The organism is Pseudomonas sp. Leaf58, assembly GCF_003627215.1.
Classification (GTDB): Bacteria; Pseudomonadota; Gammaproteobacteria; order Pseudomonadales; family Pseudomonadaceae; genus Aquipseudomonas.
Genome location: NZ_CP032677.1, coordinates 1,544,143 through 1,562,612, shown reverse-complemented (window position 1 = coordinate 1,562,612; position 18,470 = coordinate 1,544,143). Strand labels below are relative to the sequence as shown.

Annotated in this window: 16 protein-coding genes; 3 read left to right on the top strand and 13 right to left on the bottom strand. The window is 63.9% G+C overall.

Annotation, left to right across the window (positions count from 1 at the left end; all coding sequences use genetic code 11):
• Window positions 1–15 precede the first annotated feature (15 nt).
• Window positions 16–594, top strand: coding sequence for a nucleoside triphosphate pyrophosphatase (locus tag DV532_RS07285; RefSeq protein ID WP_056797244.1), 579 nt, complete (start codon window positions 16–18; stop codon window positions 592–594).
• An 88-nt stretch (window positions 595–682) separates the two neighbouring features.
• Here the strand turns inward: DV532_RS07285 and DV532_RS07280 are convergent, their stop codons facing one another.
• Genes DV532_RS07280 through rluC form a run of 3 tightly spaced genes read right to left on the bottom strand, consistent with a single transcriptional unit; the run spans window position 683 to window position 3,313 of the window.
• Window positions 683–1,672 carry a S49 family peptidase gene (locus DV532_RS07280; protein WP_056797241.1) on the bottom strand — a complete coding sequence of 330 codons (990 nt, stop codon included), beginning with the start codon at window positions 1,670–1,672 and terminating at the stop codon, window positions 683–685.
• 6 nt (window positions 1,673–1,678) lie between these two features.
• A complete protein-coding gene (locus DV532_RS07275) occupies window positions 1,679–2,353 on the bottom strand; it encodes an HAD family hydrolase (RefSeq protein ID WP_056797240.1) in 675 nt (224 codons plus the stop codon).
• 3 nt (window positions 2,354–2,356) lie between these two features.
• Complete coding sequence (gene rluC, locus DV532_RS07270; RefSeq protein ID WP_056797237.1) at window positions 2,357–3,313, bottom strand: 23S rRNA pseudouridine(955/2504/2580) synthase RluC; 957 nt, start codon at window positions 3,311–3,313, stop codon at window positions 2,357–2,359.
• 797 nt (window positions 3,314–4,110) lie between these two features.
• Between rluC and rne the strand changes: the two genes are divergently transcribed.
• The gene (gene rne / locus DV532_RS07260; protein ID WP_056797234.1) at window positions 4,111–7,374 is read left to right on the top strand and encodes a ribonuclease E; all 3,264 of its coding nucleotides are present in this window, start codon (window positions 4,111–4,113) and stop codon (window positions 7,372–7,374) included.
• Window positions 7,375–7,570: 196 nt separating this feature from the next.
• On the opposite strand, the gene murB is transcribed toward rne, so the two are convergent.
• The 8 genes from murB to DV532_RS07215 all read right to left on the bottom strand — a co-directional run bounded on the left by murB (window position 7,571) and on the right by DV532_RS07215 (window position 16,047).
• The gene (gene murB, locus DV532_RS07250) at window positions 7,571–8,590 is read right to left on the bottom strand and encodes a UDP-N-acetylmuramate dehydrogenase (RefSeq protein WP_056797231.1); all 1,020 of its coding nucleotides are present in this window, start codon (window positions 8,588–8,590) and stop codon (window positions 7,571–7,573) included.
• Window positions 8,587–9,051 carry a low molecular weight protein-tyrosine-phosphatase gene (locus DV532_RS07245; protein ID WP_056797228.1) on the bottom strand — a complete coding sequence of 155 codons (465 nt, stop codon included), beginning with the start codon at window positions 9,049–9,051 and terminating at the stop codon, window positions 8,587–8,589. The genes murB and DV532_RS07245 overlap by 4 nt, the downstream gene beginning before the upstream one ends.
• The gene (gene kdsB / locus DV532_RS07240; protein WP_056797225.1) at window positions 9,051–9,815 is read right to left on the bottom strand and encodes a 3-deoxy-manno-octulosonate cytidylyltransferase; all 765 of its coding nucleotides are present in this window, start codon (window positions 9,813–9,815) and stop codon (window positions 9,051–9,053) included. The genes DV532_RS07245 and kdsB overlap by 1 nt, the downstream gene beginning before the upstream one ends.
• Window positions 9,812–9,997: a Trm112 family protein gene (locus DV532_RS07235; protein WP_003247142.1), complete on the bottom strand. Its 186-nt coding sequence runs from the start codon at window positions 9,995–9,997 to the stop codon at window positions 9,812–9,814. Before DV532_RS07235 ends, kdsB begins: the two co-directional genes overlap by 4 nt.
• Window positions 9,998–10,040: 43 nt before the next feature.
• Entirely contained in the window at window positions 10,041–11,051 is a 1,011-nt protein-coding gene (lpxK, locus tag DV532_RS07230) for a tetraacyldisaccharide 4'-kinase (protein WP_056797222.1), read from the bottom strand.
• On the bottom strand, window positions 11,051–11,485 hold the full coding sequence (locus tag DV532_RS07225) for a biopolymer transporter ExbD (protein ID WP_056797219.1): 435 nt from the start codon (window positions 11,483–11,485) through the stop codon (window positions 11,051–11,053). Before DV532_RS07225 ends, lpxK begins: the two co-directional genes overlap by 1 nt.
• A complete protein-coding gene (locus DV532_RS07220; RefSeq protein ID WP_027596066.1) occupies window positions 11,482–12,117 on the bottom strand; it encodes a MotA/TolQ/ExbB proton channel family protein in 636 nt (211 codons plus the stop codon). Before DV532_RS07220 ends, DV532_RS07225 begins: the two co-directional genes overlap by 4 nt.
• 1,716 nt (window positions 12,118–13,833) lie before the next feature.
• Complete coding sequence (locus tag DV532_RS07215) at window positions 13,834–16,047, bottom strand: DNA internalization-related competence protein ComEC/Rec2 (protein WP_056797346.1); 2,214 nt, start codon at window positions 16,045–16,047, stop codon at window positions 13,834–13,836.
• Between the two features lie 142 nt (window positions 16,048–16,189).
• On the opposite strand from DV532_RS07215, the gene DV532_RS07210 reads away from it, so the two are divergent.
• Window positions 16,190–16,816, top strand: coding sequence for a DUF2062 domain-containing protein (locus DV532_RS07210; RefSeq protein ID WP_120715315.1), 627 nt, complete (start codon window positions 16,190–16,192; stop codon window positions 16,814–16,816).
• Here DV532_RS07210 and DV532_RS07205 read toward each other — a convergent pair.
• Window positions 16,700–17,479, bottom strand: coding sequence for an ABC transporter permease (locus DV532_RS07205; protein WP_056797348.1), 780 nt, complete (start codon window positions 17,477–17,479; stop codon window positions 16,700–16,702). The two genes, DV532_RS07210 and DV532_RS07205, sit on opposite strands and share 117 nt — an antisense overlap.
• On the bottom strand, window positions 17,476–18,408 hold the full coding sequence (locus DV532_RS07200) for an ABC transporter ATP-binding protein (protein ID WP_056797350.1): 933 nt from the start codon (window positions 18,406–18,408) through the stop codon (window positions 17,476–17,478). The genes DV532_RS07205 and DV532_RS07200 overlap by 4 nt, the downstream gene beginning before the upstream one ends.
• Between the last annotated feature and the right edge of the window lie 62 nt (window positions 18,409–18,470).

The window sequence follows — 18,470 nt, the reverse complement described above, 5'->3', positions numbered from 1 at the left end:
AACCCGGAGTCTATCATGCTTCCTTTGCTACTGGCTTCCAGCTCTGCTTATCGCCGCGAACTGCTCACGCGTCTGCGCCTGCCTTTCACCTGGGCAAGCCCCGATATAGACGAGCGGCGCCTGGATGACGAACCCGCCGTAGAGCTGGTGCGCCGGCTTGCCAGGCAAAAGGCCGAGGCACTGGCAGGCAGCCATCGTGGGCATTTGATCATCGGTTCGGACCAGGTCGCCGTACTGGGTGAGCAGGTGCTGGGCAAGCCGCATACCTTCGAGCGGGCCTGCGAACAACTACTGGAATGCAGTGGCCAGCAGGTGAGCTTTTTGACCGGCCTGGCACTGCTGAACAGCACCACTGGGCAATGCCAGGTGGACTGCGTGCCATTTACCGTGACCCTGCGCGAGCTGAGCCGCGAGCGCGTGGAGCGCTATGTGGCTGCAGAACAACCGCTGGATTGCGCCGGGAGCTTCAAGGCGGAAGGGCTGGGGGTAAGTTTGTTCCAGAGCACCCACGGGTGCGATGCGACCAGCCTGATAGGGCTGCCATTGATTCGACTGGTGGATATGCTGACCAAGGAAGGGGTGGTAATCCCCTAGCCTGGCTAACGATTTGTGCCACTCGTGAGATCCAGCGCCGCGCAGGCGACGCTCGATCTCACAGGCACCACACAACGCGCGACGCCCCTCAGCGCAACTGAGGCCCCTGGAACCCCATCCACATCGCCAGGCGCTCGGCCACACTGGCCCCTACGCGCTTGGAGAAGCGATCCAGCGGTGATTCCTGCACAGTGAAATCCACCAACTCCTTCTCGCCAACGATCTCACGCGCCACATAGCTGGCACTGCCCAGCCCATCCACCAGGCCCAGCTCCTTGGCCTGCTCACCCGACCACACCAAGCCGCTGAACAGCTCCGGATGCTCCTTGTCCTTCAGGCGCTCGCCACGCCCCTGCTTGACCATGGCGATGAATTGGTTGTGCGTGGTATCCAGCACCCCCTGCCAGAACCGCGTCTCTTCCGGCTTTTCTGGCGAGAACGGATCAAGGAAGGCCTTGTGCTCGCCCGAGGTGTACAAGCGGCGCTCCACGCCTAGCTTCTGCATGGAGCCGACAAAGCCATAACCGGCAGCCGTTACCCCAATCGAGCCCACCAGGCTAGCCTTGTCGGCATAGATTTCGTCCGCCGCACTGGCAATGTAGTAGGCGCCAGAAGCACCCAGGTCGGCGATCACCGCATACAGCTTGATGGCCGGGTACTCGGCACGCAGGCGGCGGATTTCGTCGTACACGTAACCTGACTGCACCGGGCTGCCGCCCGGGCTGTTGATGCGCATCACCACAGCCTTGGTCTTGCTGTCCTTGAACGCCTCGCGCAGGCTCTTGACGATGTTGTCGGCGCTGGCGGGCTCCTGGTCAGCAATCACCCCGCGCACCTCGACCAGCGCGGTATGGCTGGCGCTGCGCGATGCCGCCTTGTCCATGTCCATCAGCGGGGTGAACAACGCCAGGATGCCAAACAGGTAGATAAAGGTCAGCAGCTTGAAAAAGATCCCCCAGCGTCGCGCCCGGCGCTGCTCCTGCACACCCGCCAGCAAGGTCTTCTCCAACAGCCTCCAGCTTTTGCGCTCTTCGCGCTCCTCCGGTTCGGCCTCAGGGGCTTTCCATTCGTCTGCCATGCTCACCTACCTTGGAAATGGAATTGCAGAACCGCCCAGCCACTCGCGCAACTGGGAAAAATGATCGATGCACACCTGCGGACCAAACTCGGCCAGCGCTTGCAGCGACATGGCACCATAGCCCACAGCCACCGAATGCATGCCAGCATTACTGGCCATCTGCAGGTCGAAGGCCGAATCCCCAACCATCAGCGCACGCCCCGCCTCGACACCGCAATGGCCGAGGATTTCCTCGAGCATCAACGGGTGCGGCTTGCCGCGGGTCTCGTCGGCGGCGCGAGTGATGTCGAAGAACTGCTCCCAGCCATTGGCTTTGAGCACCCGATCCAACCCCCGACGCGCCTTGCCGGTAGCGACCGCCAGGCGATATCCCTGGGCACGAAAGGCATCCAGCGACTCGACCACACCCTCGAACAACGGCGAGGGCTGCTGGTCCAGGGCCATGTAGATATCGGCATAGTGCTGACGAAAACGCTCGACCTGTGCAGGCGCCAAGTGCGGGTACAAGGTATGGATCGCCTCACCTAGAGCCAGGCCAATGATGCCCTTGACCGCACTCTCGCTGCTTTGCGCCTCACCCGCACGCTCTGCCGCAGCATTCATGGCCTCGACAATACGCCCGATGGAGTCGGCCAGGGTGCCATCCCAGTCGAAAATCAACAGCTCATAGCCTTTTTTCATCACTCAGGACGCACTCAGCCGTTCAATGGTTTTCGCCCACACCTCATCCACAGGCGCCTCGAGCTTAAGCTCGCCACCGTCCGGCAACGGCACGGTCAGGGCATAGGCATGCAAAAACAGCCGCTTGCCACCCAGGTCGCGAATTTCGCGACTGAAGTCTTCGTCACCGTATTTGCTATCGCCGGCAATCATGTGCCCGGCATGCAGGGTGTGCACACGAATCTGGTGGGTACGACCAGTGATCGGCCGCGCCTCGACAATGGTGGCGAACTCGCCAAAGCGGCGCAGTACGCGGAACAGGGTTAGTGCCTCCTTGCCCTCGTCGTTCACTTCGACCATGCGCTCACCGGAACGCAGGTTGCTCTTGAGCAACGGGGCGTTAACCTGCTTCTTCGCGGTCGGCCAGTGGCCACGCACCAGCGCCATGTAGCGTTTGTCGACACCATCGCCACGCAGGGCGGCATGCAAGTGGCGCAGCATGCTGCGCTTCTTGGCGATCATCAGCAGGCCGGAGGTGTCGCGGTCCAGGCGGTGCACCAGCTCCAGCTCCTTGGCGTCCGGGCGCAGTTGGCGCAGCGCCTCGATCACCCCAAAGCTAAGGCCGCTACCACCATGCACGGCGATGCCGGCTGGCTTGTTCATCACGATCAGCGCCTTGTCTTCGTAGACAATCGCGGCCTCAAGGCGCTGCAGCAGGCCCTGGGCCACCGGCGCCGGCGCGTCACGCTCGGGCAGGCGGACGGGCGGTACCCGCACGATGTCGCCGGCCTGGATCTTGTATTCCGGCTTGACGCGCCCCTTGTTGACCCGTACTTCACCCTTGCGCAGGATGCGGTAGACCAAGGTCTTGGGCACGCCCTTGAGGGCCGTGATGAGGAAATTATCGATGCGTTGGCCGGCAAGCTCCGGCGCGACTTCGATCAGCTGTACGCCGGAAGTCGGAGGGGTATTGGTCGTCATGGCGGGATCATAACAATTTTTTATGGAATTGAAGCACTTAATCATTGCTGCTATAGTCGCGAACGCCGCCAAAAGCGGCAGGCCAGCGAAACCAGGCTCTGAGCCGGTCCCTGACCTTCGCAATTCTCCAGGACGCGAGGCCGTCCTACGGGGTTTTCGCCAGTTTACCGAATTGCCTGGAATCGCCACCAGCGCCGTGTAGAGAAGACCGAAAAAAAACGACAAGTGCGGTGTTTCACCTGCTTACCCGATTCTTTTCGCTGCACCTCTGCCCGCCCCGTCGCTTCCACGCAACGCCCGGCGAATGCTTCGGAAATACCTGCCTTGGACATGAATGGCGCCAGCGCCGAACCTGCGCTGGCGAAAAATGCAACCCGTTGCGGATTCAGCGCGCGGCAGCACCCGAATTATCAGGGATACGTGCAGGGTGGAGATGCACAGCCCTCGGACCGTGTAGCACCGCGTCCGGCCACCAGCCCACTGACGGCTGGCGAGCGGATAAGGTCCTGAACAGATGCCTCCGGGCGTCCACGGCTGACGGTTGATTCCTCCTCCTGACTGAGTGCACAAGGCCCGCTTGGTTGATTCGGATTCCAATTCGAAGCCACCGGGGCCTTGTTGGCACCGCAGCAAACAGGACGCGTCGTCGCGACAACGGCAGGCTGGGCAACCGGCTGGTGCCGAACGTCGCTCGACACGGGGGTGGCCCAGCCACCCTTTGCGCACCTTGGCACCGACCATGAGACGTCGTGTGTGCCGAACGCCGTTTCCGGCAGCCCGGAAACCGACGGTACAACATGAAAAGAATGCTGATTAACGCAACTCAACCCGAAGAGTTGCGTGTAGCCCTGGTGGACGGCCAACGTCTCTACGACCTGGACATCGAGTCCGGCGCGCGCGAGCAGAAAAAGGCCAACATCTACAAAGGCAAGATCACCCGCATCGAACCCAGCCTCGAAGCCGCCTTCGTCGACTTCGGTTCCGAACGTCACGGCTTCCTGCCGCTGAAAGAAATTTCCCGCGAGTACTTCAAGAAGGCTCCTGAAGGCCGGGTCAACATCAAGGAAGTGCTGAGCGAAGGCCAGGAAGTCATCGTTCAGGTCGAGAAGGAAGAGCGCGGCAACAAAGGCGCCGCCCTCACCACCTTCATCAGCCTGGCCGGCCGCTACCTGGTGCTGATGCCCAACAACCCACGTGCCGGTGGCATCTCGCGCCGCATCGAAGGCGAAGAGCGCAACGAACTGCGCGAAGCCCTCAACGGCCTGACCGTACCGGGCGACATGGGCCTGATCGTGCGCACTGCCGGCCTTGGCCGCAGCAGCGAAGAAATGCAGTGGGACCTCGACTACCTGCTGCAGCTGTGGACCGCCATCAAGGAAGCGTCCCTGGACCGCGCCGCGCCCTTCCTGATCTACCAGGAAAGCAACGTCATCATCCGCGCCATCCGCGACTACCTGCGCCAGGACATCGGCGAAGTGCTGATCGACAGCATCGACGCCCAGGAAGAAGCCCTGACCTTCATCCGCCAGGTGATGCCGCAGTACGCCAGCAAGGTCAAGCTGTACGAAGACAGCGTACCGCTGTTCAACCGCTTCCAGATCGAAAGCCAGATCGAAACCGCCTTCCAGCGCGTGGTCGACCTGCCGTCCGGCGGCTCGATCGTAATCGACCCGACCGAAGCCCTGGTGTCCATCGACATCAACTCGGCGCGCGCCACCAAGGGCAGCGACATCGAAGAAACCGCCCTGCAGACCAACCTGGAAGCGGCCGAGGAAATCGCCCGCCAGCTGCGCCTGCGTGACATCGGTGGCCTGATCGTCATCGACTTCATCGACATGACCCCGGCAAAAAACCAGCGTGCCGTTGAAGAGCGCGTGCGCGAGTGCCTGGAAGCCGACCGTGCCCGCGTTCAAGTCGGCCGCATCTCGCGTTTCGGCCTGCTGGAAATGTCCCGTCAGCGCCTGCGCCCCTCGCTGGGTGAAAGCAGCGGCATCGTCTGCCCACGCTGCTCTGGCACCGGCATCATCCGTGACGTCGAGTCGCTGTCGCTGGCCATCCTGCGCCTGATCGAAGAAGAAGCCCTGAAGGACCGCACCGCCGAGGTACGCGCTCAGGTGCCAATCCCGGTAGCGGCATTCCTGCTGAACGAAAAGCGCAACTCGATCACCAAGATCGAAATGCGCACCCGTGCGCGCATCATCATCCTGCCGAACGATCACCTGGAAACCCCGCACTTCGAAGTCCAGCGCCTGCGCGACGATAACCCGGAAGTGCTGAACAACCAGTCCAGCTACGAAATTGCTGCCACTGAGACCGAAGAAGCGCCGCAGCCGACCGCTACCCGCACCCTGGTTCGCCAAGAAGCCGCGGTCAAGACCGCCCCGGCCCGCGCGAACGCGCCAGTGCCGGCTACCGTTGAAGAGCCGCAACCCGCCGCACCGGTTGCCCCAGCCCCGAGCGCCCCGGAGCCAAGCCTGTTCAAGGGCTTGGTGAAGTCGCTGGTCAGCCTGTTCGCAGGCAAAGAAGAACCTGTCGCCGCGCCGGTCGCCCCGGCTGCCGAAAAACCGGCCGCCGAGCGCAGCCCGCGTAACGAAGAGCGCCGTAACGGCCGCCAGCAGAGCCGCAACCGCAACGGCCGCCGTGACGAAGAACGCAAGCCGCGTGAAGAGCGTGCCGAGCGCGCCCCACGCGAAGAGCGCCAGCCACGCGAGGAACGTGCGCCACGTGAAGAACGCGCACCACGCGAAGAGCGTGCACCGCGGGAAGAGCGTGCACCGCGCGAAGAGCGCGCACCTCGCCCGCCACGCGAAGACCGTCGCGGCAACCGTGGCGAAGAGCGCGTGCGCGAACTGCGCGAGCCACTGGACGCCACCCCTGCCGAGCGTGAAGAGCGTCAACCGCGTGAGGAACGTGTAGCCCGTGAAGAACGCGCGCCACGTGAAGAACGTGCACCGCGCGAAGAGCGCGCACCTCGCGAAGAACGCGCGCCACGTGAAGAGCGCGCTCCGCGCGAAGAACGTGCACCGCGTGAAGAGCGCGCCCCTCGCGAAGAGCGTGCCCCACGTGAAGAGCGTGCTCCACGCGAAGAACGCGCCCCTCGCCCAGCACGCGAAGAGCGCCAGCCACGCCCAGCCGAAGAAGCGGCCGAACAGGCTGCCGAACTGACCGAAGAGCAACTGCCAAACGATGAGCTGCTGCAGGACGATCAGGAAGGCACCGATGGCGAGCGCCCTCGCCGCCGCTCCCGCGGCCAGCGTCGTCGCAGCAACCGTCGTGAGCGCCAGCGCAACGCCAATGGCGAGCTGATCGATGGCAGCGAAGAAGATGGCAACGACGAGCAGCCACAACAGCACCAGGCCACCGAGCTGGGTGCCGAACTGGCCGCCGGCCTGGCTGTGACTGCCGCTGTCGCCAGCAGCAACATCAGTGCCGATGCCGAGGCCCAAGCCAACCAGCAAGCCGAACTTGCTACCGCCGAAGTCGCCGCTGTAGAAACCGACAACAGCGAAGCCGCCCAGCCGGTCGAGCAGGTTGAAGCTTTCGCCAAGGCTGAAGCAGTGGCCGTGGCGCCAGTAGTCGAGCAGCCGGTCAGCGAGCCTGTGGCCGTGGTCGAGGCTACTGCCGAGCCAGTGGCCGAAGTCGCTTCGCAACCTGTAGTCGCAGAGGCATCTGCTGCCGAACCGGCTGTGCTGGCAGAAGCGCTGGTTACCGAAGCACCGGTAGAAGCACCTGCCGTCGAGGCCGGTGAAATCGAGCAGGCTCCGGCCGTGGTCGAAGCCGCACCGGCTGCCGAGCAAGCTGCTCCGGTTGTCGAAGCCCAGCCCGAAGTAGTGGCCGAGCCTGCCCCTGTGGTCGTCGAGCCGGCAGCGGTCGAAGCCCCGGTAGCCGAAGAGCCTGCCACGGTCATGCTGGCCAACGGCCGCGCACCGAACGACCCGCGTGAAGTGCGCCGCCGCAAGCGTGAAGCCGAGGCTGCCGCCAAAGCTGCACAGGAAGCTGCCGCAGCCACCGAGGAGCCCGCCCTGGCAACCGCCGATGAGCACAAGCCTCATCACGGTTGATAGCCAAGGCTGAATGAAAAAGCCCCGCCAGTGCAAACTGGCGGGGCTTTTTCTTGGTTGCCTTCAAATGCTGGCAGTGCTGTTGCTGTTGTGGGAGCGGGCGTGCCCGCGAACACCGGCGTAGCCGGTGCCAGCTACCGCGCTAGGTTCTTCGCGAGCCAGCCCGCTCCCACAGGTACCGCATGAGCGTGATGAATCAGTAGAGGTTCGGCTCCATCTCCAGCTCAACCCCGAACCGCGCGAGGATATCAGCCTGGATCTGCCGCGCCAGCGCATGCATCTGCGCCCCGCTCGCCTGGCCATAATTGACCAGCACCAGCGACTGTAAACGATGCACCCCGGCGTCACCCTCCCGATGGCCCTTCCAGCCCGCCTGCTCGATCAACCAGCCCGCCGCCAGTTTCACCTGGCCATTGGCCTGCGGATAAGCCACCAGCCCAGGGTATTGCGCACGAATACCCTCAACCTGTTCAGCCGACACCACCGGGTTCTTGAAGAAGCTCCCGGCATTGCCGAGCTCCGCCGGGTCTGGCAGTTTTTCGCGCCGAATACTGCAGATCGCCGCGCTGATCGCCTGCGCGGTCGGCTCGGTCACCCCCTGCTCCAACAGGCGCTGACGCACCGGGCCGTAGTCCAGGTGAGCCTGCAGGGTATGGTTCAGAGCGAAGCGCACACGCAAGATCAACCAACGGCCGGGGTTGCGTTTGAACACGCTGTCGCGGTAACCGAAGGCACACTCGGCTAGGCTGAAATCACGCAGCGCGCCGGTTTCGCGGTCGAGGGCGGTCAGGCCAGCGAACACGTCCTTGATCTCCACCCCATACGCGCCCACGTTCTGCATCGGCGCGGCGCCCACGGTACCAGGGATCAGGCTGAGGTTCTCCAGCCCGCAGTAGCCTTGCGCCAGTGCCCACTGCACGAACGGGTGCCAGGGCTCACCGGCCTCGGCCTCGACCACAATGCGTTCACCGTCGTCGCTAAGCACACGCCGGCCACGGCTGGCCATGTGCAGCACCAGTGCGTCGATATCGCGGGTTAGCAGCAGGTTGCTGCCGCCGCCAATCACCAACACCGGCAGGCCGCGCTGCTGAGCCTTGGCCAGCGCCTGGCGCACCTCCTGGTCATCATGCGCCTGGCTGAAATAGCGCGCCTTCACCTCGATGCCGAAGGTGTTGTAAGGCTTGAGCGATACCTGTTCCTGCCACTGCCCTGTCATAGCCGCCCCTTGATTTCCAGCACCAGCGCCTGGCACGCCGCCTCGACCAAGTCGAGCACCTGCTCGAAACCGTCGGCACCGCCGTAGTACGGGTCTGGCACTTCATCCAGCGCCGCACCGTAGCGGCGCAGGAACAAGTCGAGCTCCCCCACTGCCGTATGCGGGCGCAAGGCGCGCAGGTGGCTGAGGTTACTCTCGTCCATGGCCAGGATCAGGTCGTACTCGGCAAAATGCGCCGCCTTGACCTGCTGAGCGCGCTGCTGCGACAGGTCGTAACCGCGCGCCAGCGCTGCCTTGCAGGTGCGGCTGTCAGGCGCCTTGCCGATGTGCCAGTCGCCGGTACCGGCCGACGCCACCTGCACGCGGTCGGCAAGCCCGGCAGCCTGCAACTGCTGGCGCAGCACGCCTTCGGCGGTGGGCGAGCGACAAATATTGCCCAGGCACACGAACAGGACGCGCATCAGGCCTCCAGCAAGCGCCGTACGCGCTCCAGGTCTTCAGGGGTATCAACGCCCACCGCAGGCGCCTCGATGGCATCTTCGACGTGAATGCGCACGCCGTGCCACAGGGCCCGCAGTTGCTCCAGGGCTTCAGTCTGCTCGAGCCAGCACGGCCCCCAACTGACGAAGTCGTGGAGGAAACCGACGCGGTAGGCGTACATGCCGATGTGGCGGCGGTAAGGCACGCCTTGCGGCAGCTGGCTGCGGTCGTTGGCGAAGCTATCGCGGGCCCATGGCAACGGCGCACGGCTGAAGGTCAGGGCCAGGCCATTGTTGTCACTGACGACTTTTACCGCATTGGGGTTGAACACGGTTTCCGGCTCATGGATAAGCTCGGCCAGGGTCGCGATGCCAGCTTCCGGGTGGGCAGCCAGGTTAGCGGCCACTTGGTCGATGATCACCGGTGGAATCAGCGGTTCGTCACCCTGCACATTGACCACGATGGCATCGGCAGGCAGGTCGAGTTGAGCCGCCACCTCGGCCAGGCGATCGGTGCCCGACTCGTGATCGACACGGGTCATCAGCACTTCAGCGCCAAATGCCTGGCAAGCCTCGAAGATGCTGACATCGTCGGTGGCAATGACCACCCGGCCGGCGCCGCTTTTGCGCGCCTGCTCCCAAACATGCTGGACCATCGGCTTGCCGGCAATCGTCAGCAGCGGCTTGCCCGGCAAGCGCGTGGAACGCAGGCGGGCGGGGATCACCACGGTGTAGTTCAGGTTCATTTGTCCAGGCGCTCGTCGTCGGTCAGGGTGCGTGCCTCGCTTTCCAGCATGACCGGGATACCATCACGGATCGGGTACGCCAGGCCTGCGCCCTTGCTGATCAGCTCGGTCTTGTCGGCACTGAGCTTGAGAGGGCCCTTGGTGATCGGGCACGCCAGGATGTCGAGCAGTTTGGTGTCCATGGAAGCTTCCTTGAGGCCGGTTGGCCAAAAATTGAAAGTGCGCTCAGGGCTTTGCGCGCCCCGGCAGCAAGCGTTGCAGCTGGCTGTCGAACCAGGCGCTAAAGGCCGGCGATGGCTGCGCCTCGACGGCCAGGTACCACCAGTCGGCGGCGGCGAAGGCACGGCATTTGACCGCATCCTTTTCTGTCATCACCAACGGCAATGGCGGGTTGAACGTAAGGTGCTCGGCGCTGAACTGGGCATGGTCGGCGAAGGGATGCGGCACCGGCTGCCAGTTTAGCCCCTGCAGCGTATTGAAGAAACGTTGCGGGTTACCGATACCGGCCACCGCATGCAGGCGCTGGCCTGAAGGGAATAGGTCCAGGCTACGGCGTTCGCCGCTGCGCAAATTGACCAGCGCGGACGGCTGCAGGCGAAAGCCGAAGCCATCGGCGCCGTCTTCGCTGGCGCCATTGAACAGCACCGCGTCAGCGTCGTGCAGGCGCTCGGCGGGTTCGCGCAAGGGCCCGGCCGGCAGGCAGCGCCGATTGCCCAGGCCGCGGGCGGCGTCGATCAGCACCAGCTCCAGGTCGCGGGCCAGGCGATAGTGCTGCATACCGTCGTCGCACAGGATCAAGTCGAGGGGTTCGCTGGCCAGTAGCGCCTGCACGGCACGGGAGCGGTCGGGGTCGATCATCAGCGGCACACCGGTGCGTTGCACGATCAGCAGCGGCTCGTCGCCCGCCTGCTCGGCACGCTGGTCGGCCTGCACCCGCCAGGGCAGCTGCGCAGGCCGGGCGCCGTAGCCACGGCTCACCACGCCCACCTTCAGCCCCTGCTGGCGGCAGTGCTCAATCAGCCAGAGAATCATCGGCGTCTTGCCGGTGCCGCCCACAGTAATGTTACCCACCACGATGACCGGTACTGGGGCCCGGTAGCTGGCGCTTTCGCCCGAGAGAAAACGCGCCCGCTTGCGCATCACCACGCGGCGGTACAGCGCCTCCAGCGGGCGCAGCAGCGCCAGGGCCGGGTGCCCGGCGTACCAGGCAGCGAGCAAGCGGTCGGCGAAGGCCATCAAGGCGTGCCCTGGGCCGCCTCGACGGTGGTCATGCGCAACTGGCTGAAACCGAGCTTGCCGGCGGCATCCATTGCGGTGACCACCGCCTGGTGCGGGGTCTTGCCATCGGCACTGATGGCCAGCGGCAGCTTGTTGTCGCCGCCCGACTCCCGTTCGATCGCTTCGCTCAGGGTGGCCAGGTCACTTTTAGGCAGCAGGTGGTTGTTCACCGAGTACACGCCTTCGGCACTGATGGTGATTTCCACCAGCTTGCCCTGGTCGGCCGGTGCCGGCTCGGCGCTGGCGGCCTCGGGCAGCTCGACGCGCAGCTGGGTCTCGCGGGTGAAGGTGGTGGTGACCACGAAGAACAGCAGCAGGACGAACACCACGTCAATCAGCGACGCCAGGTTGATGTCGACGTTTTCCCGCTGGCGATTGCGCCGGAACTTCACGCCTTGCCTCCGGCCACTTCCACTTCACGGTCGCCCTGGATCACTTCCACCAGCTTGATCGCTTCCTGCTCCATGCCCACCACCAGCTCATCGATGCGGCGCAGCAGGAAGCGGTGGAAGAACACCGCCGGGATACCAATCATCAGGCCGGCTGCGGTGGTGACCAGGGCCTTGGAGATACCCCCGGCCAGCACCGCGGCGTTGGCGGTCATCTGCGACCCCATGAAGGCACTGAAGATGTCGATCATGCCCAGCACGGTACCCAGCAAGCCCAGCAACGGGGCCATGGCGGCGATGGTGCCGAGGGTGCTGATGTAGCGCTCCAGTTCGTGGATCACGCGCGAGGCGGCCTCCTCGATGCACTCTTTCATGATTTCGCGGCCATGGCGCGAGTTGGCAAGGCCAGCAGCGAGGATTTCGCCCAGTGGCGAATCGGCGCGCAGGGCCTTGAGCTTGTCACTGGTCAGCTGTTTGTCCTTGATCCACATCCATACCTGGCCTAGCAGGTGCGGCGGGGTGACACGACTGGCGCGCAGGGTCCACAGGCGCTCGACGACGATAGCCATGGCAACGATGGAACTCAGAATGATCGGCAGCATCATCCAACCACCGGACTTGACCAATTCCCACACAGTAAACGCCCCTTCGGAAAAAGGCCGCCACTCTACCATAGGCGCGCCGGGGGCTCATCTGCCGGAGGTCAGGGAATTGGCGTTGGGGGCGGACGGGTATGGCTTGGATTGGTATCGGGGCTGGCAGGGGTATGCCCTGGATGCATCAAGGCCTACAGGTGCATGCCTTGGTTGGCATCAAGGCCTACAGGTGCATGCCTTGGATGCATCAAGGCCTACAGGTGCATGCCTTGGTTGGCATCAAGGCCTACAGGTGCATGCCTTGGGTTTTGCAGGGCCTGTGAGATCGAGCGCCGCCCGCGCGGCGCTTCGCGGCACAAGGCCGCTCCCACATCTGTTTCGGGCCAGTCTCTCCTGGGCCTTCACCGCTGTCCGCCTTGTTTGTTCCCTTCGATATCAAGGGTTGTACATCAGCACCTCTGTTACCTGCCATGCACCAAGGGGCGCGCGCCTCAGTCACAGGAATAACTGGCCCGAAGTTTCGGGCCAGTCTCTCCTGGGCCTTCACCGCTGTCCGCCTTGTTTGTTCCCTTCGATATCAAGGGTTGTACATCAGCACCTCTGTTACCTGCCATGCACCAAGGGGCGCGCGCCTCAGTCACAGGAATAACTGGCCCGAAGTTTCGGGCCAGTCTCTCCTGGGCCTTCACCGCTGTCCGCCTTGTTTGTTCCCTTCGATATCAAGGGTTGTACATCAGCACCTCTGTTACCTGCCATGCACCAAGGGGCGCGCGCCTCAGTCACAGGAATAACTGGCCCGAAGTTTCGGGCCAGTCTCTCCTGGGCCTTCACCGCTGTCCGCCTTGTTTGTTCCCTTCGATATCAAGGGTTGTACATCAGCACCTCTGTTACCTGCCATGCACCAAGGGGCGCGCGCCTCAGTCACAGGAATAACTGGCCCGAAGTTTCGGGCCAGTCTCTCCTGGGCCTTCACCGCTGTCCGCCTTGTTTGTTCCCTTCGATATCAAGGGTTGTACATCAGCACCTCTGTTACCTGCCATGCACCAAGGGGCGCGCGCCTCAGTCACAGGAATAACTGGCCCGAAGTTTCGGGCCAGTCTCTCCTGGGCCTTCACCGCTGTCCGCCTTGTTTGTTCCCTTCGATATCAAGGGTTGTACATCAGCACCTCTGTTACCTGCCATGCACCAAGGGGCGCGCGCCTCAGTCACAGGAATAACTGGCCCGAAGTTTCGGGCCAGTCTCTCCTGGGCCTTCACCGCTGTCCGCCTTGTTTGTTCCCTTCGATATCAAGGGTTGTACATCAGCACCTCTGTTACCTGCCATGCACCAAGGGGCGCGCGCCTCAGTCACAGGAATAACTGGCCCGAAGTTTCGGGCCAGTCTCTCCTGGGCCTTCACCGCTGTCCGCCTTGTTTGTTCCCTTCGATATCAAGGGTTGTACATCAGCACCTCTGTTACCTGCCATGCACCAAGGGGCGCGCGCCTCAGTCACAGGAATAACTGGCCCGAAGTTTCGGGCCAGTCTCTCCTGGGCCTTCACCGCTGTCCGCCTTGTTTGTTCCCTTCGATATCAAGGGTTGTACATCAGCACCTCTGTTACCTGCCATGCACCAAGGGGCGCGCGCCTCAGTCACAGGAATAACTGGCCCGAAACAGATGTGGGAGCGGCCTTGTGCCGCGAAGCGCCGCGCGGGCGGCGCTCGATCTCACAGGCGCTGAAAATGCAGTGGCGAGCACCTTTCAGCCGCCCTACCTCAATCCGCACCCACCCGCCAAAACCGCCGCTGCCCCCGCACACCCTCTACGTCCCCATAACGCCCCAACACCAACCGCAGCGCCCCCTGCTCCGCCGTGTCATGCATCACCACCCCATGCCGCCGATAACGCTCGACCACCTGCGCATGCGGGTGCCCGAAGCTGTTATTGCGCCCCCGCGATACCAGTACCCCGCGCGGCGCCGTGGCGCGAATAAAGGCCTCGGTGGAGGAACTGCGGCTGCCATGGTGCGGCGCCTGCAGCCAATCGACACGCGGCATTTCAGTGGCCGCCAACCAAGCCCGCTCGGCCCCGGCTTCCATATCACCCGCCAGCAGCAACCGCTCACCCTGCGCCTCGACCAGCAGCACGCAGGAACGGTCATTGCTGCTCTGCCCATCGGCCCAGCGCCACAGCGAAAAACGCACGCCATCCCACATCCATCGCTCGTCACTGGCACACGGCTGAAGCTGGACATCATCCAACGCCTCACCACCCAACACCCGCCCGACCGGCAAGCCACGCTGGATGGCCGCAGCACCACCGGCATGATCAGCATGAGCATGGCTAACCACCATCAGGTCCAGGCCACTCACCCCAAGCTTGCGCAGGGTTGGCAGCACCACCCGCTCGCCCAGGTCAGTGTCACCCTTCGCCGGCCCAGCGTCGTACAGCACGTTGTGATGCCGGGTGCGCAACAGCACCGCCAGCCCCTGGCCGACATCCAGCTGCCAGACCTCGACCTGCCCGTAAGGCACCGGCTCCCTGGGTGCCCACAAGGCCAGCAGCATTACACCACCTAACCCGCGCAGCGGCACGCCGCGGGGTAGCAGCACCAGCAGCGCGCCCAGGCAGACCAGCAACCAGGCCCACAGGGGCAGCGCCGACGGCAGCCACGCCGGGCGCTGTTGCGCTACCAGCGCCAAACCTCGGAACAAAACTTCCAGCAGCCCGCCCGCCAGCCACAACAGCACCTCCCCTGCACCGCCCAGCGGCAACAGCAATGTCCCCAACAGCGCCAACGGCAGCACCGCCAGGCTGATCCACGGCACTGCCACCAGGTTGGCCAGCGGCGCGCTCAGGCTCACCGGCAGGCCTGTGGCCAGCAACACCGGTAACAAACCGGTAGCCATCACCCATTGCGCCCGCGTCCAGGCCTGCCACGGCCGCCAGCCGCCCAAGCGGGCCCTGAAGCAATAGATAAGCGTGGCCACGGCAGTAAACGACAGCCAGAAACCCGGTAGCAGTGCCGCCAACGGCTCGACCAGCAACACGGCGACCAGCGCCAGCAGCAGGGGTAGAAAGGCGCCCAGATGGCGAAAGCGCAGGCGCCAAAGCAACACCACAGCCAGCATCAGGCAGGCCCGTTGCACCGGCACGCCGGCACCGGCCAGCCAGCCGTAAGCCAGCGCGGCACTCATGCCCAGAGCGCAAGCCCAAGGCAACCACGGCAGCCGGGCCGGCCACAGCCCCCAGCGCGCCAGCCCGGCGACCAGGCCATACAGCAAACCCGCCACCAAGCCGATGTGCTGCCCAGAAATCACCAGCAGGTGCACCGTACCGGTGGCCTGCAAGGTCTGCCAGTCCTCCCGGGCCAGGCCCGCGCCGTCGCCAAGCACCAGTGCCACCAGTGCTGCCTGCCGGCCATGGGCCTCGACTGCCAGCAAACGCTGACGCAGCGCATCGCGCCAACCCGCAGTTACCGGTGCCAGCAATTGCCCGGCCTTGACCGTACCGCTGGCGCCCACCCGCCGCGCCAGCAGTTGTGCTTCCCGGTCGGGGCCATGGGGGTTAAGCAACCCGGCCGGGCGCTGCAAGGTCACCGCCAGGCGCCACTGCTCACCCGCGCGTAGCGGCGGCCCACCGAACCAGCTTAGTTGCAGGCGCTGCGGCAGTTCGCCGCGCCGCGAGCGCGCCTCTTGCAGCTCGAAGCGCACCCCTTGCGCCGTACGGGTCGGCAAGCCAACCACCCGGCCCTCCAGCCATAAGGTACGGCCATCCAGCCCGGCAGCCAGGCGATCATCCAGGGCCCACTGCGCAGAGGTGCAGGCCCAGCACAAGCCCAGCAGAAAACAGCCCAGCGGCCACAGCCGGGTGAATAGGCAGACGCAACCGGCTACCGCCAGCAGCACCAGCCATCCGACCGATGGCAATGCAGGTAGCCAGCCCAGGCACAACAGCCCGAGCGCGAGCGCAAACATCCCTGTGCGCATAAGGTAGAGCTCCAGAAGCGAAATCACCTTCTGAGGCATAGCCCAATTGCCGGCAGCGCTTGCTCAACAATTGTCACAAACTCTAAACGAGGCTGAACCGGAATAAGGGCATACTGCCAGGATCAACGCCCGGGGAGCCTACATGCCGCGCCGACTTTTCAAACGCTACATGCCGGATCCGACCAGCATTCGCGAACACAAGTCCTTACGCTTTTTCGGCAAACTGCTACACGACCCGAACCTCTGGCACCTCAACCGCCATTCGGTGGCACGCGCCATGGGCGTGGGCCTATTCGCGGCGCTGATTCCCATCCCCATGCAAATGCTGCTGGCGGCGGCGCTGGCAATCCCGGTACGCGGCAACCTGCCGATCGCCGTCAGCCTGGTATGGTTGACCAACCCGCTGACCATGCCGCCAGTGTTCTTCGTTACCTACATGACCGGCGCCTGGCTGATGCAGGTCCCACCGCGCACCCTCCCCGACGAACTGACCTTCGCATGGATCAGCGACCAGCTGGCCACGCTGTGGCAGCCATTTTTGCTGGGGTCGGTGGTGTGCGGGGTGGTGCTCGGCATCGTCGCCTACTTCACCACCCTGCTGTACTGGCGCTGGTGGATTGGCCGGCAGTGGCGCCGGCGCAAGCTCCGCTGTTCATGCACGCATGCCGCGGCCGCTGACCAGCAGGCGAACGCACAGCAGGTAGAGCACCGCAGTGGCAACCAGCATGAAGGTGATCGCCGTACCAATACTGATATCCGACACCCCTAGGATGCCGTAGCGGAACGAGTTGACCATGTGCAGCACCGGGTTGGCCAACGATACGGTCTGCCAAAACGGCGGCAGCAGGTTGATCGAGTAGAACACCCCGCCCAAGTAGGTCAGCGGCGTCAGCACGAAGGTCGGGATGATCGATATATCGTCGAAGTTGCGCGCGAACACCGCGTTGACGAAGCCCAGCAGCGAAAAGATGGTGGCGGTCAGCAGCACCACCACCACGGTCACGCCCAGGTGGTGCACCTGCAAGTGGGTGAAGAACATCGACAGGATGGTCACGATCACCCCCACCATCAGGCCGCGCAACACACCGCCCAGCACATAGCCGACCAGAATGATGTGTGGCGATACCGGCGACACCATCAGCTCCTCGATCGAGCGCTGGAACTTGCTACCGAAGAAGCTCGACACCACGTTGCCATAGGAGTTGGTGATCACCGACATCATGATCAGCCCCGGCACGATGTACTCCATGTAGGTGAAGCCGCCCATGTCGCCGATCTGCCGGCCAATCAGGTTACCGAAGATGACGAAGTACAGGACCATGGTGATGGCCGGCGGCAGCAGGGTCTGCGGCCAAATGCGCAAAAAACGCCGCACTTCGCGGTAGACGATGGTGTTCAGGGCGACCCAGTTGGTGCGCAGTTCCACACTCATACGGCCACCTTCGACAGGTTTTTTTCCACCAGGGACACGAACAGCTCCTCGAGTCGGTTGGTTTTGTTGCGCAGGCTCTGCACCTCGATGTTCTGCAGCGCCAGCTGGCCGAACAGCGCGGTAATGCCGACGTCCTTGTCCACTTGCACTTCCAGGGTGTGCGGGGTCAGCAGCCGGCACGGGTAACCTTGCAATACCGGCGCCGTGGCCAGGTCCTGCTTGAGGTCGAGGACGAAGGTTTCGACGTGCAGCTTGCCCAGCAACTGGCGCATGCTGGTGTTCTCTACGATGGTGCCGTGGTCGATGATGCCGATGTTACGGCACAGCTGCTCAGCCTCTTCCAGGTAGTGGGTGGTGAGGATGATGGTGATGCCCTTCTGGTTCAGCTCGGTGAGAAAACTCCACATCGAACGGCGCAGCTCGATGTCCACGCCGGCGGTGGGCTCGTCGAGGATCAGCAGGCGCGGCTCGTGGATCAGTGCGCGGGCAATCATCAGGCGGCGTTTCATGCCACCGGACAGCGAACGTGACGGCACATCGCGCTTGTCCCACAGGCCTAGCTGGGTCAGGTACTGCTCGGCGCGCGCCTTGGCGATCTTCGGCGGGATGCCGTAGTAACCGGCCTGGGTCACGACAATGTCGAAGCACTTCTCGAACTGGTTGAAGTTGAACTCCTGCGGCACCACGCCCAGGCAGCGCTTGAGCGCCGCCGGCTCGCGGTCCAGGTCATGGCCGAACACATTGACCGTGCCGCTGGTCTTGTTCACCAAGGTGGAGAGGATACCGATGGTGGTGGACTTGCCGGCACCGTTGGGGCCGAGCAAGGCGAAAAAGTCACCTTCAGCCACGTCCAGGTCGATGCCCTTGAGGGCCTGGAAGCCGTTGCCGTAGGTCTTGGTCAGCTGTCGGATGGACAGGGCGGAACTCATAGCGGGTCACTTACCGAGGAAAATGGTGCGGGACACGCCAGGCATAGTCACTGGCGCAGTGA